Source organism: Streptomyces sp. NPDC020422 (assembly GCF_044386705.1).
Lineage (GTDB): Bacteria > Actinomycetota > Actinomycetes > Streptomycetales > Streptomycetaceae > Streptomyces.
The window spans coordinates 588,518-613,393 of sequence record NZ_JBIRVJ010000003.1; the positions used below are offsets into that span (position 1 = coordinate 588,518).

Here is a 24,876-nt window from a genome sequence, read left to right on the forward strand (position 1 = left end):
CGCGTCCCCCATGTCCCACCCTCCTTGGGGGAGGGTGTGCCCTGCACCTTCGCGGGTGAAACCCGAGACCCCGGGTAGAGTCCGCAGGCGTGCACCTCAAGGCCCTGACGCTCCGCGGTTTCAAGTCGTTCGCCTCCGCCACCACGCTGCGGTTCGAACCCGGGATCACCTGCGTCGTCGGCCCCAACGGCTCCGGCAAGTCCAATGTCGTGGACGCGCTGTCCTGGGTCATGGGAGAGCAGGGCGCCAAGTCGCTGCGCGGCGGCAAGATGGAGGACGTCATCTTCGCCGGCACCACCGGGCGGCCCCCGCTCGGCCGTGCCGAGGTCTCGCTGACCATCGACAACTCCGACGGCGCGCTCCCCATCGACTACGCCGAAGTCACCATCACGCGGATCATGTTCCGCGGCGGCAGCAGCGAGTACCAGATCAACGGCGACACCTGCCGGCTGCTCGACATCCAGGACCTGCTCTCCGACTCCGGCATCGGCCGCGAGATGCACGTCATCGTCGGCCAGGGCCAGCTCGACTCCGTCCTGCACGCCGACCCGATGGGGCGGCGCGCCTTCATCGAGGAGGCCGCGGGCGTCCTCAAGCACCGCAAGCGCAAGGAGAAGGCGCTGCGGAAGCTGGACGCGATGCAGGCCAACCTGGCCCGCGTCCAGGACCTCACCGACGAACTGCGCCGCCAGCTCAAGCCGCTCGGCCGGCAGGCCGCCGTCGCCCGCCGCGCGGCCGTCATCCAGGCCGACCTGCGCGACGCCCGGCTGCGGCTGCTCTCCGACGACCTCGTCCGCCTCAAGGAGGCGCTGAAGGCCGAAGTCGCCGACGAGGCCGCGCTGCTCGCCCGCAAGGAGTCCACCGAGGCCGAGCTGAGGACGGCGCTCGCGAGGGAGGCCGGACTCGAGGACGAGGTGCGCCGCCTCGCGCCCCGGCTCCAGAGCGCCCAGCAGAGCTGGTACGAACTCTCCCAGCTGGCCGAGCGGGTGCGCGGCACCGTCTCGCTCGCCGACGCGCGCGTGAAGAGCGCGACGGCCCTGCCCCCGGAGGAGCGGCGCGGGCGCGACCCCGAGGACCTGGAGCGCGAGGCCGCCCGGGTCCGCGAGCAGGAGGCCGAGCTGGCCGCCGCCCTGGAGGCCGCCGAGCGCGCCCTGGAGGACACCGTCGCCCACCGCGCCGAACTGGAACGCGCCCTCGCCGTCGAGGAGCGGCGCCTCAAGGACGTGGCCCGGGCCATCGCCGACCGCCGCGAGGGCCTGGCCCGGCTGCACGGGCAGGTCAACGCGGCCCGCTCGCGGGCGGCCTCCGCCCAGGCCGAGATCGACCGGCTCGCCGCCGCCCGCGACGAGGCGCAGGAGCGGGCCGTCGCCGCGCAGGAGGAGTACGAGCAGCTGAAGGCCGAGGTCGACGGCCTCGACGCCGGCGACACCGAGCTCGGCGAGCGCCACGAGGCGGCACGCGCCGAACTCGCCGAGGCGGAGAGCGCCCTCACCGCCGCCCGCGAGGCCGCCGGCGGCGCCGAACGCGCCCGCGCCGCGGCCGGCGCCCGCCACGACGCCCTCGCCCTCGGCCTGCGCCGCAAGGACGGCACCGGCGCCCTCCTCACCGCCGGCCTCACGGGCCTGCTCGGCCCGGCGGCGGAACTGCTGACCGTGACCCCCGGATACGAGATCCCGGTCGCCGCCGCCCTGGGCGCCGCCGCCGACGCCCTCGCCGTCACGGACCCGACCACCGCCGCCGAGGCCCTGCGCCTGCTCCGCAAACAGGACGCGGGACGGGCGTCGCTGCTGCTGGCGGGCGGCCCGGAGGAGCCCGGGGAGGACCGGGAGCCGGCGGCGGGCTGGGGCGTTCCGAGCACCGACCCCCCGCGCCCGGCCGACACCGAAGGCGCCCGCCCGGCCGGGACGGACGCCCCCGTCGGCGACGGTCGAGGGCCGGCCGAGCCGGGGAACGAAGCCGGCGCGGACGCGGTGGCCGCGCTCCGCCACGGGCCCGGTGGCGGGTCCGCCGTCTCCCTGCCCCTCCCGGTCCCCGCCTCCCGGCTCGTCTCCGGGCCCGGTGAACTCATGGGCGCCGTGCGCCGGTTGCTCAAGGGCGTCGTCGTGGTCGACGGGCTCGACCAGGCCGTCGCACTGGTGCGGGCACGGCCCGAGCTGACGGCCGTCACCGCGGAAGGCGACCTGCTCGGGGCGCACTTCGCGCAGGGCGGCGCCGCCGGGGCGCCCAGCCTGCTGGAGGTGCAGGCCTCCGTCGACGAGGCGGCGGCCGAGCTCGCCGAGCTCGACGTGCGGTGCGCCGAGCTGGCGACCGCCCAGGAGGCCGCCGTCGGGCGCAGGCGCGAGGCGGCCCGGCTCGTGGAGGAGCTGGGGGAGCGGCGGCGGGCCGCCGACCGGGAGAAGTCGGCGGTCGCCCAGCAGCTCGGGCGGCTCGCCGGGCAGGCCAGGGGCGCCGCGGGCGAGGCCGAGCGGGCCGCGGCCGCGGCCGCCCGGGCCGAGGAGGCGCTGGAGAAGGCGCTCGTCGAGGCGGAGGAGCTCACCGAGCGCCTGCTCGTGGTCGAGGAGACGCCCGCCGACGAGGAGCCCGACTCCGCCACGCGCGACCGCCTCGCCATCGACGGCTCCAACGCGCGCCAGACCGAGATGGAGGCCCGCCTCCAGGTCCGTACCCACGAGGAACGGGTCAAGGGCCTCGCCGGCCGGGCCGACTCCCTGGACCGGGCCGCCCGCGCCGAGCGCGAGGCCCGGGCCCGCGCCGAGCAGCGCCGGGCCCGGCTGCGCCACGAGGCGGAGGTCGCCGCCGCCGTCGCCTCGGGCGCCCGGCAGCTGCTCGCCCACGTGGAGGTCTCCCTGGTGCGCGCCGAGCAGGAGCGCGCCCGCGCCGACGCGGCGAAGCGCTCCCGCGAGGAGGACCTCGTCGCGGCCCGCGACCGGGGCCGCGCCCTGAAGGCGGAGCTCGACAAGCTCACCGACTCGGTCCACCGGGGCGAGGTCCTGGGCGCCGAGAAGCGCCTGCGGATCGAGCAGCTGGAGACCCGCTCCCTGGAGGAGCTGGGCGTGGAGCCGACCGTGCTGATCGAGGAGTACGGCCCCCACCAGCCCGTACCGCCGTCGCCGCCGGCCGAGGGGGAGGAGCTGCCGGCCGACCCGGAGGACCCGCGCAACCAGCCGCGCCCGTTCGTCCGTTCGGAGCAGGAGAAGCGCCTGAAGGCCGCCGAACGGGCGTACCAGCAGCTCGGCAAGGTCAATCCGCTCGCCCTGGAGGAGTTCGCGGCCCTGGAAGAGCGTCACCAGTTCCTCTCCGAGCAGCTGGAGGACCTGAAGAAGACCCGGGCCGACCTCCTTCAGGTCGTGAAGGAGGTGGACCTGCGGGTCGAGCAGGTCTTCACCGAGGCGTACCGGGACACCGCCCGCGAGTTCGAGGGCGTGTTCTCCCGGCTCTTCCCCGGCGGCGAGGGCCGGCTCGTGCTCACCGACCCGGAGAACATGCTCACCACCGGCGTCGACGTGGAGGCCCGCCCGCCGGGGAAGAAGGTCAAGCGGCTCTCGCTGCTCTCCGGCGGCGAGCGCTCGCTGACGGCCGTGGCGCTGCTGGTCTCCATCTTCAAGGCCAGGCCCAGCCCGTTCTATGTGATGGACGAGGTGGAGGCGGCGCTCGACGACACCAACCTGCAGCGGCTGATCCGGATCATGCAGGAGCTCCAGGAGTCCTCGCAGCTGATCGTGATCACCCACCAGAAGCGCACGATGGAGGTCGCCGATGCGCTGTACGGCGTGTCGATGCAGGGTGACGGTGTGTCGAAGGTGATCAGCCAGCGACTGCGTTGATCCAAGATCAATTCACAACTTGAACACAAGTCGCGTTGACATGCTTATTAAGTCACACGACATCGCCTATTGACTTCGAAACTTGAAGGCATAGTCTCTGCAACGTTGCTTTTACCTTCAAGTGGTCGGCAGCGCGAAGTTGTGCGCCACTTGAAGGGCTCGCCCCCCACCGCACCGGCGACGCTGCCGGAGCCCCGAGGAGTCCTTGTGACCAGCACCGCGCAGGCGCCCACACCGCCGCCGTCCGAAGGCCGTTCGGCCCATCCGGACCACATCGGACACGTCATCTTCATCACGGCCTCGGCCGCGATGGGCGGCTTCCTCTTCGGTTACGACAGCTCAGTCATCAACGGCGCCGTCGAGGCCATCCGCGACCGGTACGACATCGGCTCCGCCGCCCTCGCCCAGGTCATCGCGATCGCCCTGATCGGCTGCGCCATCGGCGCCGCCACCGCCGGCCGGATCGCCGACCGCATCGGCCGCATCCGCTGTATGCAGATCTCCGCCGTGCTCTTCGCCGTCAGCGCCATCGGCTCCGCCCTGCCCTTCGCCCTGTGGGACCTGGCCCTCTGGCGGATCATCGGCGGCTTCGCCATCGGCATGGCCTCGGTGATCGGCCCCGCCTACATCGCCGAGGTCGCCCCCGCCGCGTACCGCGGCCGCCTCGGCTCCTTCCAGCAGGCCGCGATCGTCATCGGCATCGCCATCTCCCAGCTGGTCAACTACGGCATCCTCCAGCTCGCCGACGGCGACCAGCGCGGTGAGATCGGCGGCATCGAGGCCTGGCAGTGGATGCTCGGCGTCATGGTCGTGCCCGCCGTCCTGTACGGCCTGCTCTCCTTCGCGATCCCCGAGTCCCCGCGCTTCCTCATCTCCGTCGGCCGGATCGACCGCGCCAAGGAGGTGCTCGCCGAGGTCGAGGGCCACGGCGTCGACCTGGACCACCGGGTCGCCGAGATCGACCAGGCCATGCGCAGCGAGCACAAGTCCACCTTCAAGGACCTGCTGGTCGCCGGCTCCAGGTTCAAGCTGCTGCCGATCGTCTGGGTCGGCATCGGACTCTCCGTCTTCCAGCAGCTCGTCGGCATCAACGTCGCCTTCTACTACTCCGCGACGCTCTGGCAGTCCGTCGGCATCGACCCGTCGAGCTCGTTCTTCTACTCGTTCACCACGTCGATCATCAACATCATCGGCACCGTGATCGCGATGGTCCTCGTCGACCGGGTCGGCCGCAAGCCGCTCGCCCTCGTCGGCTCCATCGGCATGGCCGTCGCCCTCGCCTTCGAGGCCTGGGCCTTCTCCGCCGACCTCGTCGACGGCAAGCTGCCCGAGACCCAGGGCGTCGTGGCGCTCATCGCCGCCCATGTCTTCGTGCTCTTCTTCGCCCTCTCGTGGGGCGTGGTCGTCTGGGTCTTCCTGGGCGAGATGTTCCCCAACCGGATCCGCGCCGCCGCCCTCGGTGTCGCCGCCTCCGCGCAGTGGATCGCCAACTGGGCCATCACCGCCAGCTTCCCGTCCCTCGCGGACTGGAACCTGTCCGGCACCTACGTGATCTACACGGTCTTCGCCGTGCTCTCGATCCCCTTCGTGCTCAGGTACGTCAAGGAGACCAAGGGCAAGGCGTTGGAGGAGATGGGCTAATCCCCGCTGCCCCTCTCCTCACGCACGAGACTGCCCCGGTCCGAGGCCCTATGCCTTGAGCCGGGGCAGTACGGCGTCACAGAACAGGCGCACGCTCCGCCACCCCTCCTCGACCGGCATCCCGCCGCACAGCGGATGCAGCACCAGACTGTCGAGCTCCTGCCCGAGGGCCACGCACTCCTCGGGCGTCACCACCCGGTACACCCCCTCCGCGCGCAGCTCCGCCACGCTCCCCGCGGCCGAGCGGACCGCCGAGCGGATGTCCTTGGACTGCCAGGAGGCATAGGTGCGCGCCTCGTGCAGGAAGTGCTCCCCGAACTCGGCCCAGGTCCGGTCCGGATCCGCGGACACGTGCAGCAGCGGGGTCTCGCGCGCCGGCATCATCGTCCAGCCCTCCGTGCCGTACGCCGCGCACTGCTCCTGGTAGTACGTCTCGAGCTCCGGCAGGTGCGCGCTCGGGAAGAAGGGCAGCCCGAGCCGCGCCGCCCGCCGCGCCGCCGCCTTGGACGAGCCGCCGACCAGGAGCAGCGGGTGCGGCTGGGTGAAGGGCCGCGGGGTGATCCGCACCGTTCGGCCCTGATACGTGAAGGGCTCGCCCGACCAGGCCGCCAGCAGGGTCTCCAGGAGCAGATCCTGGAGCTTGCCGCGGCGGCCCCAGTCGACCCCGCGCTCCTCGTACTCCTCAGGCCGGTAGCCGATCCCGGCCACCGTCACCAGCCGGCCCGCGCTCAGCAGGTCCAGGACCGCGATCTCCTCCGCGAGCCGCAGCGGGTCGTGCAGCGGGCCGATGATCGCCGAGACCGTGACCGCGATCCTCCTCGTGGCGCCGAAGACCGCCCCGGCGAAGGCGAAGGGGGAGGGGAGCCAGTTGTTGACCGCCCCGTGGTGCTCCTCGGTCTGCACGGTGTCGACCCCGTGCGCGTCGGCGTGGGCCGCCATCTCGACGGCCGCGCGATAGCGGGCCGAGAGGGAGGCGGGGTCCGCGTGCGGGTCGACGAGGTTGAACCGTACGACGGTGAACGGCATGGGAAGTCCCCCTCCACGGGTGCGTCGGAGGGGGACGTTAGCTGACGTCGCGTCAGATGGAAACGGTCGCGGGCGTCTCGTCGGAATCCTCGGCGGAGGCGGAGGCGGAGGCGGAGGCGGAGACCGGTGCCGAGACCGGCCGCGCGCCCTTGTCGCGCGGCAGCACCGCGTACAGCACGCCCGCGACCACGATCGTCGCCGCCCAGCCGAGCCCGTTCCGCCCGATCCAGGAGGAGGCCAGCGGGCCGGTGAACCAGTCGACCTTGGTGAACAGCAGGCCCGCCACCAGGGCCACGCCCCAGGACGTCATCGCCTGCCAGGCGAAGCCGCCCCGGTACCAGTAGGCGCTGGTCCGGGTGGTGTCCATCAGCGCCCCGGCGTCATAGCTCCCGCGGTGCAGCATGTCCACGCCGAAGACGCCGATCCACGCCGAGAACGCCACCGCGAGCAGGGTCAGGAAGGAGATGAACGAGCCGATGAAGCTGGTCGCCACCACCATCAGCAGGAAGCCGAAGACCAGGCTGATCACCGCGTTCACGCTGACCGCGGCGGCCCGCGGCACCTTGATGCCGAGGGTCTGGGCGGTGAACCCGGCCGAGTACATCGACATCGAGTTGATCAGCAGCATGCCGATCAGGGCGATCAGCAGGTACGGCACCGAGATCCAGGTCGGCAGCAGCTCGCCGATGAAGGAGACCGGGTCCTGAGCCGAGGCCAGGTCCGGGGTCGAGACCGCCATCACCGCACCCATCAGGACCATCGGCAGCACCACGATGCCCGCGCCGCCGACCGTCGTGCCGACCAGGCCCCTGGAGGAGGCGTTGCGCGGCAGATAGCGGGTGAAGTCGGGGCCCGACGGCACCCAGCTGATGCCGCCCGCCGCGATGGTGCCGACACCGGCGACCAGCATCGCCGTCGAACCGGCCGGCTTGGCGAAGACCGCCGACCAGTCCGTGTTCGCCACCAGATAGACGAGCACCAGGACCGAGAAGGCGCCGAACAGGTACGTCGACCACTTGCTGCACACCCGCAGCGCGTTGATGCCGAGCCCTGAGACCAGGAAGGTGCAGGCGACGAAGAGCGCCAGCGTCACCACGATGAGCGCCGTGTTGGACTTCACGCCGAACAGCAGATCGAGCACGGTCAGCACCGCGTACGCGCCGGTGACCGCGTTGATGGTCTCCCAGCCCCAGCGGGCCACCCAGATGAGGGCGCCGGGAAAAAGGTTTCCGCGCTGGCCGAAGACCGCCCGCGACAGCGCCATGCCCGGCGCGCCGCCGCGCTTTCCGGCGATCGAGATCAGACCGACGATCCCGTACGACAGGGCCGGCGCGGCCACCGCCACGAACAGCACCTGCCAGAAGTTCAGGCCGTTGAACACGATCAGACCCGCGCCCATGGTGAGCAGCAACACACTGATGTTGGCGGCCACCCAGGTCGGGAAGAGCTCGCGGACCCGGCCGGTCCGCTCGGCGTCGGGAACGGGTTCGAGGCCGCGGCTCTCCAGCGTGGCGCCGCTCGTCGCGCCTTCGGGCGTCTCGGAGGCGTGGGACATAGGGGTACTCCGTCGTACAGATGTGGGGGAACCACACACTTTACGTGCCACGCCGCCGACCGCTTCGCGAGGTGCTCCGCCCCCGCCGTCTTCGTGGCCGATACTGGACGGGTTATGGAACTCATCCTTGCTGTAGTCATCGCTCTGGTCGTCGCGGTCGCCGTGACCAGCGGACTCGTGATCAGCGGTCGCAAGAAGAAGCAGCTGCCGCCGGCCGAGCCGCCGTCCACCACGCCGACCATCACCGCTCCGCCCGCCGAACCGCACGTCGGCGACGAGGCGGAGACGCCGCGGGAAGAACCACGCCGCACCGTCGAAGAGGTCGACCTCCCCGCCACCGAGGCCCCCGAGGCCCCCGTCGTGGTCGAGGAGCCCGTCGCCGAGGCCCCCGAGATCGAGGTGCCCGAGCCGACCGCCGGCCGGCTGGTGCGGCTGCGGGCCCGGCTCGCCCGCTCCCAGAACTCGCTCGGCAAGGGGCTGCTCACGCTCCTGTCGCGTGAGCACCTCGACGAGGACACCTGGGAGGAGATCGAGGAGACCCTCCTCACCGCCGACGTCGGCGTCGCCCCCACCCAGGAGCTGGTCGAGCGGCTGCGCGAGCGGGTCAAGGTGCTCGGCACCCGCACCCCCGAGGAGCTGCGCGGGCTGCTGCGCGAGGAGCTGATCGCGCTCCTCGGCGCCGACCTCGACCGCTCGGTGAAGACCGAGAGCCCCGAGGACGTCCCGGGCGTCGTCATGGTCGTCGGCGTCAACGGCACCGGCAAGACCACCACCACGGGCAAGCTGGCCCGGGTGCTCGTCGCCGACGGCAAGTCCGTCGTCCTCGGCGCAGCCGACACCTTCCGTGCGGCCGCCGCCGACCAGCTCCAGACCTGGGGCGAGCGCGTCGGCGCCCGCACCGTGCGCGGCCCGGAGGGCGGCGACCCGGCCTCGATCGCCTACGACGCGGTCAAGGAGGGCATCGCCGAGAAGGCCGATGTCGTCCTCATCGACACCGCCGGCCGGCTGCACACCAAGACCGGCCTCATGGACGAGCTCGGCAAGGTCAAGCGCGTCGTCGAGAAGCACGGCCCGCTCGACGAGGTCCTGCTCGTCCTCGACGCCACCACCGGCCAGAACGGTCTGATCCAGGCCCGGGTCTTCGCCGAGGTGGTCGACATCACCGGCATCGTCCTGACCAAGCTGGACGGCACCGCCAAGGGCGGCATCGTCGTCGCGGTCCAGCGCGAGCTGGGCGTCCCGGTCAAGCTGGTCGGCCTGGGCGAGGGCCCCGACGATCTCGCCCCGTTCGAGCCCGGCGCGTTCGTCGACGCGCTGATCGGCGACTGACGTCGCGTACGGCATGCGGAAGGGCCCTCGCCGGCTGACGGCGAGGGCCCTTCCGCATGTCCGGCCTCAGAGGTGCGTCCGGGCTCAGAAGTGCGTCCGGTGGCAGATGTACGCCAGCGTCCCGAGCAGCAGCCTGGCCTGCGGCGGCGCTCCGGCCGTGTCCAGGGTCGGCGGCCGCAGCCAGCGCACCGGGCCGAGCCCGCCCAGATCCGAGGGCGGGGCGGTGACATGCGCGCCGGGACCCAGGCAGTGCAGGTCCAGGTCGGCGTCGTCCCAGCCCATCCGGTAGAGGAGCTGCGGCAGCTCGGCCGCGGCGCCCGGGGCCACGAAGAACTGCGCCCGCCCCGTCGGCGTCACGCTCACCGGGCCCAGCGGCAGCCCCATGCGCTCCAGCCGGACCAGGGCCCTGCGGCCCGCCTCCTCCGCGACCTCGATCACGTCGAAGGCCCGGCCGACCGGCAGCAGCAGCGCCGCCCCCGGGTACTCCGACCAGGCCTTGGTCGCGTCGTCGAGGCCGGCGCCGGCCGGGACCGGCTCGGCGAAGGAGAGCGGATGCGCCCCCGGGGCCGTACAGCCGAGGTCGCCGCAGGAGCAGCGGCCCGCGACCGCCCGTGCCCCCGGGACCACGTCCCAGCCCCAGAGTCCGGTGTACTCGGCCACCGCTGTGCACTCCGTGGTGCGTACGCGACGACGTGCGCCGGACCGCATCTCACGAATGCCGCCGATCGTGAAGCCCATGCCCCCTCCAACGGGTCGGACGCGCCGGTGGTTACGGAACGGAGAGCCATCGTCACGCTCCGCCGCCACAAGGGTGTGCAGTGGTGCGGGAGGTGGTGCGGACCGCTGCGCGCGCCTCCTCGCGCACCGGTTCACGGACCCCGTTCCGTCGCATGTCAAGTGAATCGCGTTCCGTGCGGGGCGAGTTCATTCGAAGGGGTGGCGAATGGTGGCGTTTCTTGAATCGCCATGCCGGGGCGCGTGATCGTAGGATTACCTTCGGTACACGAACCCGGGGCGGATCGCACGCACGGGTATGCCGGAGGCAAGCCGGTTTTCCGTTCGAAGGAGTACAAACACCGGACGGGAGCCGCGAAACACGGCATTCTGGCAGGGGTTCGCAGACGACATTCAGATGGATGGGGGCGTTCCAGTGGGCGGCAACGGCGCAGACGGTACGACTGCCGGCAAGCGCCCGAACGAGCAGCTGAGCTCGTGGTTCGTGCGCAGCGGCTGGTCCAAGGGCGAGCTGGCGTGCCAGGTGAACCGCCGGGCCCGCCAGATGGGCGCGCACCACATCTCCACCGACACCTCGCGGGTGCGCCGCTGGCTCGACGGCGAGCAGCCCCGCGAACCCATCCCGCGCATCCTCTCCGAGCTGTTCTCCGAGCGGTTCGGCTCCGTCGTCGCCGTCGAGGACCTCGGCCTGCGCACCGCCCACCAGTCGCCGTCCGTCTCCGGCGTCGACCTGCCCTGGGCCGGACCCCAGACCGTCGCCCTGCTCAGCGAGTTCTCCCGCAGCGACCTGATGCTCGCCCGCCGCGGCTTCCTCGGCTCCTCCCTCTCGCTCGCCGCGGGCCCCGCCCTGATCGAGCCCATGCAGCGCTGGCTGGTGCCCACCCCCGCCACCGAGCCCGCCCCGGGGCCCGCCCCCGACGAGCGCCGCGCGCACCGGCTCTCCCCGGTCGAGCTCGACCTCCTGGAGTCCACCACCGCGATGTTCCGCCAGTGGGACGCGCAGTGCGGCGGCGGACTGCGCCGCAAGGCGGTCGTCGGCCAGCTCCACGAGGTCACCGACCTGCTCCAGGAGCCCCAGCCCGCCGCCACCGCCCAGCGCCTCTTCAAGTGCGCCGCCGAACTGGCCGAGCTGGCCGGCTGGATGAGCTACGACGTGGGCCTCCAGCCCACCGCCCAGAAGTACTTCGTGCTCGCCCTGCACGCGGCCAAGGAAGCCGGCGACAAGCCGCTCGGCTCGTACATCCTCTCCTCGATGAGCCGCCAGATGATCCACCTCGGCCGGCCCGACGACGCCCTCGAACTCATCCACCTCGCCCAGTACGGCAGTCGGGACTGCGCCACCCCGCGCACCCAGGCCATGCTGTATGCGATGGAGGCCCGCGCCTACGCCAACATGGGCCAGCCCTCCAAGTGCAAGCGGGCCGTGCGGATGGCCGAGGACACCTTCTCCGACGTCGGCCTCGACGGCGAGCCCGAGCCCGACTGGATCCGCTTCTTCTCCGAGGCCGAGCTCAACGGGGAGAACTCGCACTCCTACCGCGACCTCGCCTATGTCGCCGGCCGCTCCCCGACCTACGCCTCGCTCGCCGAGCCCGTCATGGAGCGGGCCGTCGAGCTCTTCGAGAAGGACCCCGAGCACCAGCGCAGCTACGCCCTCAACCTCATCGGCATGGCCACCGTCCACCTCCTCAAGCGCGAGCCCGAGCAATCCGTCGTCCTCGCGGAGAAGGCCCTGGGCGTCGCCCGCAAGGTCCGCTCCGAGCGGGTGAACACCCGGCTGCGCAAGACCGTCGACACCGCGGCCCGCGACTTCGGCGACGTCGCCGAGGTCGTGCACCTCACCGACCGGCTCACCGCCCTGCTCCCCGAGACCGCCGAGGCGGTCTGAGCACGCGCGGCAGGACCGCACCGACCCCGGCCGCGCCGGCCGTCCCGTAAAGCCCGACTCGGCTCCCCCGCCGCAAGGACACACGGACGCCGGCGCGGCCGGTTTCCTTCTCCGCCCCGGCCGCTACCGGCCGCGGCGGAGCCTACGCCCGTTACATCTCCGTGACCCCGCCGTTCACGGTCGCGTAACACGCCCCGCCCCTTCGTCACTGCGGCGAAACATCGAGCGGCATCGACGGAAACCGCGCTGCGCGAATCTCTGGCGCATAACCGGCCACCCCTCACGGCCAAGCCGCTCCGGCCCCGCCCCCGCACAGGCCGCATTCGACGACGAGGAGACGCCGATGGCAGCAGCCATCACGACCCTGGCAGCAGACGCTCCCACGCTGTCCGCCGCCAACACCGGGTTCATGCTCATCTGCTCCGCACTGGTCATGCTGATGACCCCGGCCCTCGCCTTCTTCTACGGAGGCATGGTCCGGGTGAAGTCCACCCTCAACATGCTGATGATGAGCTTCATCAGCCTGGGGATCGTCACGATCCTGTGGGTGCTGTTCGGCTTCAGCATCGCCTTCGGCACCGACTCCGCCTCGCTCTTCGGCTGGTCCTCCGACTACGTCGGCCTCAGCGGCATCGGCATCACCGAGCTGTGGGACGGCTACACCATCCCGGTGTACGTCTTCGCCGTCTTCCAGCTGATGTTCGCGATCATCACCCCGGCCCTCATCAGCGGCGCCCTCGCCGACCGGGTCAAGTTCACCGCCTGGGCCCTCTTCATCACCCTCTGGGTCACGATCGTCTACTTCCCGGTCGCCCACTGGGTCTGGGGCACCGGCGGCTGGCTCTTCGAGATGGGCGTCATCGACTTCGCCGGCGGCACCGCCGTCCACATCAACGCGGGTGCCGCGGCCCTCGGCGTGATCCTGGTCATCGGCAAGCGCGTCGGCTTCAAGAAGGACCCGATGCGTCCGCACAGCCTCCCGCTGGTCATGCTCGGCGCCGGTCTGCTCTGGTTCGGCTGGTTCGGCTTCAACGCCGGCTCCTGGCTCGGCAACGACGACGGCGTCGGCGCGGTGATGTTCGTCAACACCCAGGTCGCCACCGCCGCCGCCATGCTCGCCTGGCTCCTCTACGAGAAGCTCCGCCACGGCTCCTTCACCACCCTCGGCGCCGCCTCCGGCGCGGTCGCCGGCCTCGTCGCCATCACCCCCTCCGGCGGCTCCTGCTCCCCGCTCGGCGCGATCGCCATCGGCGCCGTCGCCGGTCTGCTCTGCGCCATGGCCGTGGGCCTCAAGTACAAGTTCGGCTACGACGACTCCCTCGACGTCGTCGGCGTCCACCTCGTCGGCGGTGTCATCGGCTCCCTCCTCGTCGGCCTCTTCGCCACCGGCGGTGTCCAGTCCGACGCCAAGGGCCTGTTCTACGGCGGCGGCCTCGACCAGCTCGGCAAGCAGGCCATCGGAGTCTTCTCCGTCCTCGCCTACTCTCTGATCGCCTCCGCGATCCTCGCCCTGATCATCGACAAGACGATGGGGATGCGGGTCAGCGAGGACGACGAGGTCTCCGGCATCGACCAGGTCGAGCACGCCGAGACCGCGTACGACTTCAGCGGAGCGGGCGGCGGCGCCTCCTCGCGCAGCACCGCCGTACCCGCCCCCGCCCCGACGGAGAACAAGAAGGTGGACGCATGAAGCTCATCACCGCGGTCGTGAAGCCGCACCGGCTGGACGAGATCAAGGAGGCCCTGCAGGCCTTCGGCGTCCAGGGCCTGACCGTCACCGAGGCCAGCGGATACGGGCGTCAGCGCGGGCACACCGAGGTCTACCGGGGCGCCGAGTACACCGTCGACCTCGTCCCCAAGATCCGCATCGAGGTCCTGGTCGAGGACGAGGACGCCGAACAGCTCATCGACGTCGTCGTCAAGGCCGCCCGCACCGGCAAGATCGGTGACGGAAAGGTCTGGAGCGTCCCCGTCGAGACCGCCGTACGGGTCCGCACCGGCGAGCGCGGCCCGGACGCCCTCTAGGGATCCAGGCCCGGAAACGACGCAAAGGAGCCGCTGGGTGACGAGCCTCGACGTGAACACGGACAACGAAGACACGGGACCCAGCGGCTACGCGGCGGCCCGGCTGCGCCTTCTCACCGAGAAGGCGCGGTCCGGGCCGCCGCGCCGTGCCGAGCTGTCCCGCCTCACCGACGCCTGGCTGGCGGGCCTCCTCGACGCCGGCCTCACCGCCGCCGGACGCCCGCCACGAGGGGTGGCGCTCGTCGCCGTCGGCGGCTACGGACGCGGCGAACTCTCCCCGCGCAGCGACCTCGACCTGCTGCTCCTGCACGACGGCAGCGCCGACCCGGGCGCCGTCGCCACGCTCGCCGACCGCGTCTGGTACCCGGTCTGGGACCTCGGCCTCGCCCTCGACCACTCCGTCCGCACCCCGGCCGAGGCCCGCAAGACCGCCGCCGACGACCTCAAGGTCCAGCTCGGCCTGCTCGACGCCCGGCCGGTCGCCGGCGACACCGGCCTCGTCACCGCCCTGCGCACCACCGTCCTCGCCGACTGGCGCAACCAGGCCACCCGGCGGCTGCCCGAACTCGACGCCCTGTGCCGGGAGCGCGCCGAACGCAGCGGCGAGCTGCAGTACCTCCTCGAACCCGACCTCAAGGAGGCCCGCGGCGGACTGCGCGACGCCCAGGCGCTGCGCGCCGTCGCCGCCTCCTGGCTCGCCGACGCGCCCCGCGAAGGACTCGACGGGGCCCGCCGCCGGCTCCTCGACGCCCGCGACGCCCTCCACCTCGCCACCGGCCGCGCCACCGACCGCCTCGCGCTCCAGGAGCAGGACGCCGTCGCCGCCGAACTCGGCCTCCTCGACGCCGACACCCTGCTGCGCGAGGTGTACGAGGCCGCCCGGACCGTCTCGTACGCCTCCGACGTCACCTGGCGCGAGGTCAACCGGGTCCTCAAGGCCCGCGCCGCCCGCCCGCGGCTGCGCACCCTCCTGGGACGCGGGGGCACCGCGCGGGTCACCGGGAGCAAGGCCGCCGCCGAGCGCACCCCGCTGGCCGAGGGCGTCGTCGAGATGGACGGCGAGGTCGTGCTCGCCCTCAGCGCCCGTCCCGAACGCGACCCCGCCCTTCCCCTGCGCGCCGCGGCCGCCGCCGCCCAGTCCGGCCTCCCGCTCTCCCTGCACGCCGTGCGCCGCCTCGCCGCCTCCGCCAAGCCGCTGCCCGTGCCCTGGCCCGCCGAGGCCCGCCAGGAACTCGTCACCCTGCTCGGTGCCGGCGAGTCCACCGTGCCCGTCTGGGAGGCCCTGGAAGCCGAGGGGCTCGTCACCCGGCTCCTGCCGGACTGGGAGCGCGTGCGCTGCCGCCCCCAGCGCAACCCCGTCCACACCTGGACCGTCGACCGGCACCTCGTCGAGACCGCCGTCCGCGCCGCCTCCCTCACCCGCCGCGTCCACCGCCCCGACCTCCTCCTCGTCGCCGCCCTCCTCCACGACATCGGCAAGGGCTGGCCCGGGGACCACTCCGTCGCCGGCGAGACCATCGCCCGCGACGTCGCCGCCCGGATCGGCTTCGACCGCGCCGACACCGGCGTCATCGCCACCGTCGTCCGCCACCACCTGCTGCTCGTCGAGACCGCCACCCGGCGCGACCTCGACGACCCCGCCACCGTCCAGTCCGTCGCCTCCGCCGTCGGCACCCTCGGCACCCTGGAGCTGCTGCACGCCCTCACCGAGGCGGACGCCCTCGCCACCGGGCCGGCCGCCTGGTCGTCCTGGCGCGCCTCCCTCGTCGCCGATCTCGTCAAACGCGTCGCCGGAGTGCTCGCGGGGGAGGAGCTGCCCGACCCGGAGGCCGCCGCGCCCAGCGCCGAACAGGAGCGGCTCGCCATCGAGGCGCTGCGCACCGGCGAGCCCGTCCTCGCCCTGCGCGCCCACGATCCCGAGCCCGCCGCCGAGGAGCCCGAGCCCGTCGGCGTCGAACTGCTCGTCGCCGTGCCCGAGCGCCCGGGCGTGCTGCCCGCCGTGGCCGGGGTCCTCGCCCTGCACCGCCTCACCGTCCGCGCCGCCGAGCTGCGCGCGATCGCCCTGCCGGCCGAGCTGGGCCGCGGACCCGTCCTGGTGCTCGACTGGCGGGTCGCCGCCGAGTACGGCTCGCTCCCGGAGGCCCACCGGCTCCGCGCCGACCTCGCGCGCGCCCTGGACGGCTCCCTCGACATCCCCGCCCGCCTCGCCGAGCGCGACGCCGCCTACCCCCGCCGCCGCGGCGTCACGGCCCCGCCGCCCCGGGTCACCGTCGCCGCCGCCGACTCCCGCCTCGCGACCGTCCTTGAGGTCCGCGCCCAGGACGCCCCGGGCCTCCTGCACCGGATCGGCCGCGCCCTGGAGGGCGCCGAGGTCCGCGTCCGCAGCGCCCACGTCTCGACCCTGGGCGCCAACGCGGTCGACACCCTGTACGTGACCAGGCCGGACGGCTCCCTGCTCGGCTCGGACGAGGCGGCGGGTCTGGCGAAGACGCTGGAGGAGGCGCTGCGGTGAGCGTGCTCTTCGGGGCCACGGCCCGCTGAGCACGACGTGCTCGCCTGCGGCGGGTGATGGTCCTGAGGAGCTCGGGGGCGTTCTCGGCCGCCACGCCCGGTCCCCGCAGACGCGGGGATCGCGCGGCTTCGCCCCCTGGATGTGGCGGGCGAAGCCACACGCAGGGAGCGGCCAGATACTCTGGAGGGCAGTCCGCCCGCCCGCTCACGACATCGAGGATCCGCGACCGCCGTGTTCGATACCCTCTCCGACCGCCTTTCAGCGACCTTCAAGAACCTCCGCGGCAAGGGGCGCCTCAGCGAGGCGGACATCGACGCCACCGCGCGAGAGATCCGTATCGCCCTGCTCGAAGCCGATGTCGCGCTGCCGGTCGTCCGGGCGTTCATCAAGGCGGTGAAGGAAAGGGCCCTCGGAGCCGAGGTCTCGAAGGCGCTCAATCCGGGCCAGCAGGTCATCAAGATCGTCAACGACGAGCTGATCACCATCCTGGGCGGTGAGACCCGCCGGCTGCGGTTCGCCAAGTCCGGTCCGACCGTGATCATGCTCGCCGGTCTCCAGGGTGCCGGTAAGACCACCCTCGCCGGAAAGCTCGGTGTCTGGCTCAAGGCCCAGGGCCACACCCCGCTGCTCGTCGCCTGCGACCTCCAGCGCCCCAACGCCGTCACCCAGCTCGGCGTGGTCGCCGAGCGCGCCGGCGTCGGCTTCTACGGTCCGCAGCCGGGCAACGGCGTGGGCGACCCGGTCCAGGTCGCGAAGGACTCCGTCGAGTACGCGCGCACCAAGCTGTTCGACGTCGTCATCGTCGACACCGCCGGCCGCCTCGGCATCGACCAGGAGCTGATGCAGCAGGCCGCGGACATCCGTGACGCCGTCAGCCCCGACGAGGTGCTCTTCGTCGTCGACGCCATGATCGGTCAGGACGCCGTCAACACGGCGGAGGCCTTCCGCGACGGCGTCGGCTTCGACGGCGTGGTGCTGTCCAAGCTCGACGGCGACGCCCGTGGTGGTGCCGCGCTCTCCATCGCGCACGTCACCGGCAAGCAGATCATGTTCGCCTCCAACGGCGAGAAGCTCGACGACTTCGACGCGTTCCACCCGGACCGCATGGCGTCCCGCATCCTCGGCATGGGCGACATCATGTCGCTCATCGAGAAGGCCGAGCAGACCTTCAGCCAGGAAGAGGCCGCCAAGATGGCCTCCAAGCTGGCGTCCAAGAAGGGCCAGGAGTTCACGCTCGACGACTTCATGGCGCAGATGGAGCAGGTCCGCAAGATGGGCTCCATCTCGAAGCTCCTCGGCATGCTGCCCGGCATGGGGCAGATGAAGGAGCAGATCGCCAACATCGACGAGCGCGAGGTCGACCGCGTCGGCGCCATCATCAAGTCGATGACCCCGGCCGAGCGCCAGGACCCGACGATCATCAACGGCTCCCGCCGCGCCCGTATCGCCAAGGGTTCCGGTGTCGAGGTCAGCGCCGTCAAGGGTCTGGTCGAGCGCTTCTTCGAGGCCCGCAAGATGATGTCCCGCATGGCCCAGGGCGGCGGCATGCCCGGCATGCCGGGGATCCCGGGCATGGGCGGCGGCCCCGGCCGGCAGAAGAAGCAGGTCAAGCAGGCCAAGGGCAAGCGCAAGAGCGGCAACCCGATGAAGCGGAAGGCCGAGGAGCAGGCCGCGGCCGAGCGCCGCGAGCAGGCTCAGGCGGGCGGCGCGTTCGGGCTGCCGGCGGCCGGCCAGGGTCCGGGCGAGTTCGAGCTGCCCGACGAGTTCAAGAAGTTCATGGGCTGAGTGCCCGTCGGAGAGGGGCCCGCGGCGGTACGAAACCGCCGCGGGCCCCTTTTCACTCCCGCGATGCATCCGTAATGCCGGGAATGTCCCGCTCTTCGATACTGGGGCCACTGCCGCCCCGAGGAGAGCACGTGGCCAACCCCGTACCCCCGCGCGACCGGCCCGACCAGCCCTGGCGGTCGGAAGGGGCCCCGACGCCCCCGCCGCCGAAGAAGAGGATGCCCGGCGGCTGGGGCAGCCTCATCCTCACGGCGCTCGCTGTCTACCTCATCGCCAACCTGGTCCTGGGCTTCTTCAACGAGAAGGACGGCCCGACCATCGCCTACACCGAGTTCGACAAGCAGGTCGCCGCCGGCAACGTCACCAAGATCTACTCCAAGGGCGACGCCATCCAGGGCCAGCTCAAGAACAAGCAGCCCGTACCGAACGGCGACGGCGACTACACCAAGTTCACCACCCAGCGCCCCGCCTTCGCCGACGACGACCTGTGGGCCCAGCTCACCAAGAACAACGTGGTCGTCACCGCCGAACCCGTGGTCCAGGAGCGCAGTTTCCTCGCCAACCTGCTGATCTCGCTCGCCCCCATGCTGCTGCTCGTCGTGCTGTGGGTCTTCATCGCCCGCCGGATGAGCGCGGGGATGGGCGGCGCGGGCGGCATGCTCGGCCGCAAGACCCCGCCCAAGCCCGTCGAGCTGGAGGGCGCGCGGCGCACCACCTTCGCCGACGTGGCCGGCATCGACGAGGTCGAGGGCGAGCTGAACGACGTCGTCGACTTCCTGAAGAACCCCGACGCCTACCGGGCGATGGGCGCCAAGATGCCCCGCGGCGTGCTGCTGGCCGGGCCGCCCGGAACCGGCAAGACGCTGCTCGCCCGGGCGGTCGCGGGCGAGGCCGGGGTGCCCTTCTTCTCGGCCTCCGCCTCCGAGTTCATCGAGATGATCGTGGGCGTCGGCGCCTCCCGGGTCCGCGAGCTGTTCGCCGAGGCCCGCAAGGTCGCCCCCGCGATCATCTTCATCGACGAGATCGACACCATCGGCCGGGCCCGCGGCGGGGGCGCCGGCATGGGCGGCCACGACGAGCGGGAGCAGACGCTCAACCAGATCCTCACCGAGATGGACGGCTTCACCGGCTCGGAGGGCGTCATCGTCATCGCCGCCACCAACCGGGCCGACGTCCTCGACCCGGCCCTCACCCGTCCGGGGCGCTTCGACCGGATCGTCCACGTCAACCCGCCGGACCGCGGCGGGCGCGAGGCCATCCTCCGGATCCACACCAGGGAGATCCCGCTCGCGCAGAACGTCGACCTCGAACACGTCGCCAAGACCACCCCGGGCATGACCGGCGCCGAGCTCGCCAACCTCGCCAACGAGGCCGCGCTGCTCGCCGTCAAGCGCCAGCAGAAGGCCGTCACCCAGTCGGACCTCTCCGACGCCCTGGAGAAGGTCCAGCTCGGCGCCGAGCGGCCGCTGGTGATGCCCGCGGAGGAGCGCCGCCGAACCGCGTACCACGAGAGCGGGCACGCGCTGCTCGGCATGCTCCAGCCCGGCGCCGACCCGGTCCGCAAGATCACCATCGTGCCCCGCGGCCGCGCCCTCGGCGTCACCCTCTCCACGCCCGAGTCCGACAAGTACGCCTACACCGAGGACTACCTGCGCGGCCGGATCATCGGCGCGCTCGGCGGGATGGCGGCCGAGCAGGTCGTCTTCGGCGTCATCACCACCGGCGCCGAGAGCGACCTGGAGCAGGTCACCAACATCGCCCGCGGCATGGCCGGGCGCTGGGGCATGAGCGAGCGGGTCGGCCGCCTCACCGCCATCCCCGGCGACGCCCAGCAGGCGTACGGGCTCTCCGCGGCCCCCGCGACCCTCGACACGGTCGACGACGAGATGCGGCGCATCGTCGACGAGTGCTACGAGAGCGCGCTGCGTCAGCTCCGGGAGAACCGGGACAAGCTCGACGCCCTCGCCGAGGCGCTGCTCGCCAACGAGACCCTGGAGGAGGACGAGGCCTACCGGGCGGCGGGGATCCCGCGCCTGGCGAAGGGATAGTGCCCGGCCGCCGCGACTACGGCATCCGCGCGACCAGGTAGCGGAAGACGTTCGGCATCCACACCGTGCCGTCGCGGCGGACGTACGGCTCCAGGGCCTCCAGGAGCTCCTTCTCCACCTGGTGCGGGTCCGTCGCACGGACCGCCGCGTCGAAGTCGCCCGTGGACAGCAGCCCCCGCACCGCGCTGTCCCGGTCCGCGTAGCCGAAGGGGCACGCCACCCGGCCCGAACCCGCCGGCTGGAGCCCGGCCGCCGCCACCGCCTCCTGCAGGCCGTCGCGCTCGGCCGGGCTCCAGCCCGTCAGGCGCGCCGCGACCCGCAGGACCGAGGCCGTGGCGCAGCGCTCGGGCGGGCCCCAACCCGCCACCACGACCGCCGCGCCCCGCTGGGCCACAGGAGTGAGTCCGGCGAGGCGGGCGCCGAGGCCGGCCGCTCCGTGGAAGGCCGTGATCACGTCGTACGGCCCGCCCTCCGGCACCGTCGTCGCGCTCACCGTCCCCTCCGGCAGCCGCTCCCTCGCGAGCTCCAGGCGGGCGAGGTCGGCGTCCACACCGGCCACCCGCGCGCCCCGCGCCGCCGCCATCAGCAGGGCGAGGCCGGAGCCGCAGCCCAGGCCGAGCACCGAGGATCGGGCGCCCACGCCGAGCCGGTCGTACACCGCCTCGTAGAGCGGTACGAGCATCCGTTCCTGGATCTCGGCCCAGTCGCGCGCGGGGTGGTGCGGGACGAGCGTAGGTGTCATGGAAAGCGCCCCTATCCGTACCTGGACGACGACCCCCCGTAGTCAGGGAACTGCGCTTCCCGGCCCGCGTCCAGTGCTCGCGCCGTACGACTTCCGGACGGTCGGGGGGATGATCGCGCCAGGGGGAGGGGGCGGTGCCCGAGTTCGGGCAGGGGCCCGGTACTGTCCCTGCACCGGCCTTCGCCGGGCCCCACGGCGTCCCGTCGGCCGAGCGGCGCGCGTGTTCACACCGCACGCCGGGGCGTATACGCCGGTACGCACCGGCTTGCCGGACAACCGGGCCATACTGACGGGTACGTGCAAAATATTTGGGATGCCCCGGAATGGAACCCGGAGGGGATCCGGCTCGTTGTACCCGACGTGAGCACGACACCCCCTGTTCTCGCCGCAGAGCTGGCACAGGCGTGGGCCGACATTCAGCGGTACCACCCCGAGCTGCCGGACCTTGCCGCGCCCGAGTCCCTGATCGGAGAGTCGTCGTCCGCCTGCGGCGCCGAGCTCTCCTTCGAGCGACTGCTCCACGAGGCAGTCCACGGCATCGCCGCCGCCAGAGGAGTCCGCGACACCTCACGGGCCGGCCGCTACCACAACCGCAGATTCCTCGCGATCGCCGAGGAGTTGGGGCTTGACCATCCCGAGGAGCCGCACGCCAGCAGCGGCTTCTCCCTGGTCACGCTGAACGCGGAGGCCAGGCGCCGCTACCGGCCCACCATCGAGCGGCTCCAGCGCGCGCTCAAGGCCCACACGGTCGCGACCGCCGCCGACACCAAGCGCTCCTTCCGCGGACCTGCCGCCCGGCACGGCTCCTCGGGCGGCGGCGTGCGGGTCAAGGCCGTCTGCGACTGCGGGCGCAACGTGCGCGTGGTGCCGTCCGTGCTCGCCCAGGCGCCGATCGTCTGCGGCGGCTGCGGCAAGCCCTTCCGGATCCCGGAGACGGTGGGCGCCGCGAGCTGACCTCGCGGTGTGTGGCACAATGGCTAGCTGTACTCGACAGTCGCATAGGACCCCTCTCTCCTCCGGCTGACGCGTCCATCGGGCACCCGAGTACCGCAACCCCACGTGGCATCTCAAGTGCCCAACCACGTCAAGACCAGGAGACACCACTCCAGTGGCAGTCAAGATCAAGCTCAAGCGCCTCGGCAAGATCCGCCAGCCCCACTACCGCATCGTCGTCGCCGACTCGCGCACCCGCCGCGACGGTCGTGCGATCGAGGAGATCGGCCTCTACCACCCGACGTACAACCCGTCGCGTATCGAGGTCGACTCCGAGCGTGCGCAGTACTGGCTGTCCGTCGGCGCCCAGCCGACCGAGCCGGTTCTCGCCATCCTGAAGCTCACCGGCGACTGGCAGAAGCACAAGGGCCTCCCGGCCCCGGAGAAGCCGCTGCTCGCCCCGGCGACCAAGGAAGCCAAGCGCGCCTCGTTCGACGAGTTCGCCAAGGCTCTCGAGGGCGGCGACGCCAAGGGTGAGGCCATCACCCCGAAGGCCAAGAAGGCCAAGGCGGACGAGGCCGAGGCCGAGTCCACCGAGACCACCGAGGCCTGAGCATGCTCGAGGAGGCTCTCGAGCACCTCGTGAAGGGCATCGTCGACAACCCCGACGATGTGCAGGTCGCCTCGCGCAACCTGCGTCGCGGCCGTGTGCTCGAGGTCCGGGTCCATCCCGACGACCTCGGCAAGGTGATCGGCCGCAACGGCCGCACCGCGCGTGCGCTGCGTACCGTCGTGGGCGCCATCGGCGGCCGTGGCATCCGCGTCGACCTCGTCGACGTGGACCAGGTGCGCTGAGAAGAGAACACCGGCACGGGCCGGGGAGGGCCTAGCGCCCGCCCCGGCCCGTTGTCGTAACCGCAGGAGAGACAGGAGAGAGTGGAGAAGTGCAGCTGGTAGTCGCGCGGATCGGCCGCGCCCACGGCATCAAGGGCGAGGTCACCGTCGAAGTGCGGACGGACGAGCCCGAGCTGAGGCTCGGCCCCGGCGCCGTCCTGCTCACCGACCCGGCCTCCACCGGGCCGCTCACCATCGAGTCCGGCCGGGTGCACAGCGGCCGCCTCCTGCTGCGCTTCGAGGGCGTCAAGGACCGCAACGCGGCCGAGGCCCTGCGCAACACCCTCCTCATCGCCGAGATCGACCCCGAGGAGCTCCCCGAGGAGGAGGACGAGTACTACGACCACCAGCTCGTGGACCTCGACGTGGTCCTCGCCGACGGCACCGAGATCGGCGTGATCTCCGAGATCTCCCACCTGCCGTCCCAGGACCTCTTCATCGTGGAGCGGCCCGACGGCACCGAGGTGATGATCCCGTTCGTCTCGGAGATCGTCACCGAGATCGACCTGGAGAACCAGCGGGCCGTCATCGTCCCGCCGCCCGGCCTGATCGACGACCGCGCCGAGATCGCCTCCGGCCGCGACGCGGACGAGGACGAGGGCGAGGACGGCGCGTCCGGTGACGGCGCATGAGGCTCGACGTCGTCACGATCTTCCCCGAGTACCTCGAACCCCTGAACGTCTCGCTGGTCGGCAAGGCCCGCGCCCGCGGACAGCTCGACGTGCACGTCCACGACCTGCGCGCCTGGACGTACGACCGGCACAACACGGTCGACGACACCCCGTACGGCGGCGGCCCCGGCATGGTCATGAAGACCGACCCCTGGGGTGACGCGCTCGACCAGACCCTCGCCGACGGCTTCGAGGCCGGCGCCCACGGCCCGGTCCTCGTCGTCCCCACGCCCAGCGGGCGGCCCTTCACCCAGGAGCTCGCCGTCGAGCTCTCCGAGCGGCCCTGGCTGATCTTCACGCCCGCCCGCTACGAGGGCATCGACCGCCGGGTCATCGACGAGTACGCCACCCGGATGCCGGTCTACGAGGTGTCCATCGGCGACTACGTGCTGGCCGGCGGCGAGGCCGCCGTCCTCGTCGTCACCGAGGCCGTCGCCCGTCTCCTCCCCGGTGTCCTCGGCAACGCCGAGTCGCACCGCGACGACTCCTTCGCCCCGGGCGCCATGGCCAACCTCCTGGAGGGCCCGGTCTACACCAAGCCCCCCGAGTGGCGCGGCCGCGGCATCCCCGACGTGCTGCTCAGCGGGCACCACGGGAAGATCGCGCGCTGGCGGCGCGACGAGGCCTTCCGGCGCACCGCGGCCAACCGGCCGGACCTGATCGAGCGCTGCGACCCCGCCGCGTTCGACAAGAAGGACCGCGAGATCCTCTCCATGCTGGGCTGGGCCCCCGAGCCCGGCGGCCGATTTTGGCGCAGACCGCAGAGCGTGGAAGAATAGGCCGCTGTCGTACGTCCGGCGCGCGCCCCTGCCACAGGGGGATGACGCCCGCCCGGGGCGCACGACGATCTCCATTCATTCGAACGTACCGCTGATGACCTGTGGCATCAGCGAGGAAAGAGACCTCCATGGCCTCCCTGCTCGACCAGGTCAACGCCGGTTCGCTCCGCTCCGACGTCCCGGCCTTCCGCCCCGGCGACACCGTGAACGTCCACGTTCGCGTCATCGAGGGCAACCGCTCCCGTATCCAGCAGTTCAAGGGCGTCGTCATCCGTCGCCAGGGCTCCGGCGTCTCCGAGACCTTCACCGTCCGCAAGGTCTCCTTCTCCGTCGGCGTCGAGCGCACCTTCCCGGTGAACAGCCCGATCTTCGAGAAGATCGAGCTCGTCTCCCGCGGTGACGTCCGTCGCGCCAAGCTGTACTACCTCCGTGAGCTGCGCGGCAAGGCCGCGAAGATCAAGGAGAAGCGCGACAAGTAAGCCTCGGTCC

The 24,876-nt window shown here is 72.2% G+C and carries 19 protein-coding genes; 15 read left to right on the forward strand and 4 right to left on the reverse strand.

The window, feature by feature from the left end:
• The first annotated feature begins 89 nt into the window (after positions 1-89).
• Complete coding sequence (locus ACH414_RS10115; protein ID WP_398941438.1) at positions 90-3,824, forward strand: AAA family ATPase; 3,735 nt, start codon at positions 90-92, stop codon at positions 3,822-3,824.
• A gap of 207 nt (positions 3,825-4,031) precedes the next feature.
• Positions 4,032-5,465 carry a sugar porter family MFS transporter gene (locus ACH414_RS10120; RefSeq protein ID WP_386569932.1) on the forward strand — a complete coding sequence of 478 codons (1,434 nt, stop codon included), beginning with the start codon at positions 4,032-4,034 and terminating at the stop codon, positions 5,463-5,465.
• Between the two features lie 48 nt (positions 5,466-5,513).
• Here the strand turns inward: ACH414_RS10120 and ACH414_RS10125 are convergent, their stop codons facing one another.
• The gene (locus ACH414_RS10125) at positions 5,514-6,491 is read right to left on the reverse strand and encodes an LLM class flavin-dependent oxidoreductase (RefSeq protein ID WP_386569935.1); all 978 of its coding nucleotides are present in this window, start codon (positions 6,489-6,491) and stop codon (positions 5,514-5,516) included.
• Between the two features lie 52 nt (positions 6,492-6,543).
• Complete coding sequence (locus ACH414_RS10130) at positions 6,544-8,046, reverse strand: cytosine permease (protein WP_398941441.1); 1,503 nt, start codon at positions 8,044-8,046, stop codon at positions 6,544-6,546.
• Between the two features lie 114 nt (positions 8,047-8,160).
• Between ACH414_RS10130 and ftsY the strand changes: the two genes are divergently transcribed.
• The gene (ftsY, locus tag ACH414_RS10135; RefSeq protein ID WP_382548006.1) at positions 8,161-9,375 is read left to right on the forward strand and encodes a signal recognition particle-docking protein FtsY; all 1,215 of its coding nucleotides are present in this window, start codon (positions 8,161-8,163) and stop codon (positions 9,373-9,375) included.
• A gap of 84 nt (positions 9,376-9,459) precedes the next feature.
• Here the strand turns inward: ftsY and ACH414_RS10140 are convergent, their stop codons facing one another.
• Positions 9,460-10,113: a bifunctional DNA primase/polymerase gene (locus ACH414_RS10140; protein ID WP_382548004.1), complete on the reverse strand. Its 654-nt coding sequence runs from the start codon at positions 10,111-10,113 to the stop codon at positions 9,460-9,462.
• Between the two features lie 412 nt (positions 10,114-10,525).
• On the opposite strand from ACH414_RS10140, the gene ACH414_RS10145 reads away from it, so the two are divergent.
• The 6 genes from ACH414_RS10145 to ftsH all read left to right on the forward strand — a co-directional run bounded on the left by ACH414_RS10145 (position 10,526) and on the right by ftsH (position 20,368).
• Entirely contained in the window at positions 10,526-11,998 is a 1,473-nt protein-coding gene (locus tag ACH414_RS10145; RefSeq protein ID WP_398941443.1) for a hypothetical protein, read from the forward strand.
• Between the two features lie 343 nt (positions 11,999-12,341).
• Positions 12,342-13,688, forward strand: coding sequence for an ammonium transporter (locus ACH414_RS10150; RefSeq protein ID WP_382548000.1), 1,347 nt, complete (start codon positions 12,342-12,344; stop codon positions 13,686-13,688).
• Entirely contained in the window at positions 13,685-14,023 is a 339-nt protein-coding gene (locus ACH414_RS10155) for a P-II family nitrogen regulator (protein WP_069170469.1), read from the forward strand. Before ACH414_RS10150 ends, ACH414_RS10155 begins: the two co-directional genes overlap by 4 nt.
• A gap of 37 nt (positions 14,024-14,060) precedes the next feature.
• On the forward strand, positions 14,061-16,535 hold the full coding sequence (locus ACH414_RS10160; RefSeq protein WP_382547998.1) for a [protein-PII] uridylyltransferase: 2,475 nt from the start codon (positions 14,061-14,063) through the stop codon (positions 16,533-16,535).
• 231 nt (positions 16,536-16,766) lie between these two features.
• On the forward strand, positions 16,767-18,320 hold the full coding sequence (gene ffh, locus ACH414_RS10165) for a signal recognition particle protein (RefSeq protein WP_382547996.1): 1,554 nt from the start codon (positions 16,767-16,769) through the stop codon (positions 18,318-18,320).
• Positions 18,321-18,451: 131 nt separating this feature from the next.
• Positions 18,452-20,368 carry an ATP-dependent zinc metalloprotease FtsH gene (gene ftsH, locus ACH414_RS10170; protein WP_382547994.1) on the forward strand — a complete coding sequence of 639 codons (1,917 nt, stop codon included), beginning with the start codon at positions 18,452-18,454 and terminating at the stop codon, positions 20,366-20,368.
• A gap of 16 nt (positions 20,369-20,384) precedes the next feature.
• On the opposite strand, the gene ACH414_RS10175 is transcribed toward ftsH, so the two are convergent.
• Positions 20,385-21,110, reverse strand: coding sequence for a methyltransferase domain-containing protein (locus tag ACH414_RS10175; RefSeq protein ID WP_382547992.1), 726 nt, complete (start codon positions 21,108-21,110; stop codon positions 20,385-20,387).
• A gap of 360 nt (positions 21,111-21,470) precedes the next feature.
• Here ACH414_RS10175 and ACH414_RS10180 point away from each other — a divergent pair, with 360 nt between their 5' ends.
• The 6 genes from ACH414_RS10180 to rplS all read left to right on the forward strand — a co-directional run bounded on the left by ACH414_RS10180 (position 21,471) and on the right by rplS (position 24,866).
• Positions 21,471-22,064 (forward strand): hypothetical protein, encoded by a 594-nt coding sequence (locus ACH414_RS10180; protein WP_329424618.1) that lies wholly within the window; start codon positions 21,471-21,473, stop codon positions 22,062-22,064.
• Between the two features lie 154 nt (positions 22,065-22,218).
• The gene (gene rpsP, locus ACH414_RS10185) at positions 22,219-22,656 is read left to right on the forward strand and encodes a 30S ribosomal protein S16 (protein ID WP_382547990.1); all 438 of its coding nucleotides are present in this window, start codon (positions 22,219-22,221) and stop codon (positions 22,654-22,656) included.
• 2 nt (positions 22,657-22,658) lie between these two features.
• A complete protein-coding gene (locus ACH414_RS10190) occupies positions 22,659-22,898 on the forward strand; it encodes an RNA-binding protein (RefSeq protein ID WP_005311361.1) in 240 nt (79 codons plus the stop codon).
• 89 nt (positions 22,899-22,987) lie between these two features.
• Positions 22,988-23,569, forward strand: a complete 582-nt coding sequence (gene rimM, locus ACH414_RS10195) for a ribosome maturation factor RimM (RefSeq protein WP_382547988.1) — start codon at positions 22,988-22,990, stop codon at positions 23,567-23,569.
• Positions 23,566-24,387 carry a tRNA (guanosine(37)-N1)-methyltransferase TrmD gene (trmD, locus tag ACH414_RS10200; RefSeq protein ID WP_382547986.1) on the forward strand — a complete coding sequence of 274 codons (822 nt, stop codon included), beginning with the start codon at positions 23,566-23,568 and terminating at the stop codon, positions 24,385-24,387. Before rimM ends, trmD begins: the two co-directional genes overlap by 4 nt.
• Positions 24,388-24,515: 128 nt before the next feature.
• Entirely contained in the window at positions 24,516-24,866 is a 351-nt protein-coding gene (rplS, locus tag ACH414_RS10205; RefSeq protein WP_382547984.1) for a 50S ribosomal protein L19, read from the forward strand.
• Positions 24,867-24,876: the final 10 nt, after the last annotated feature.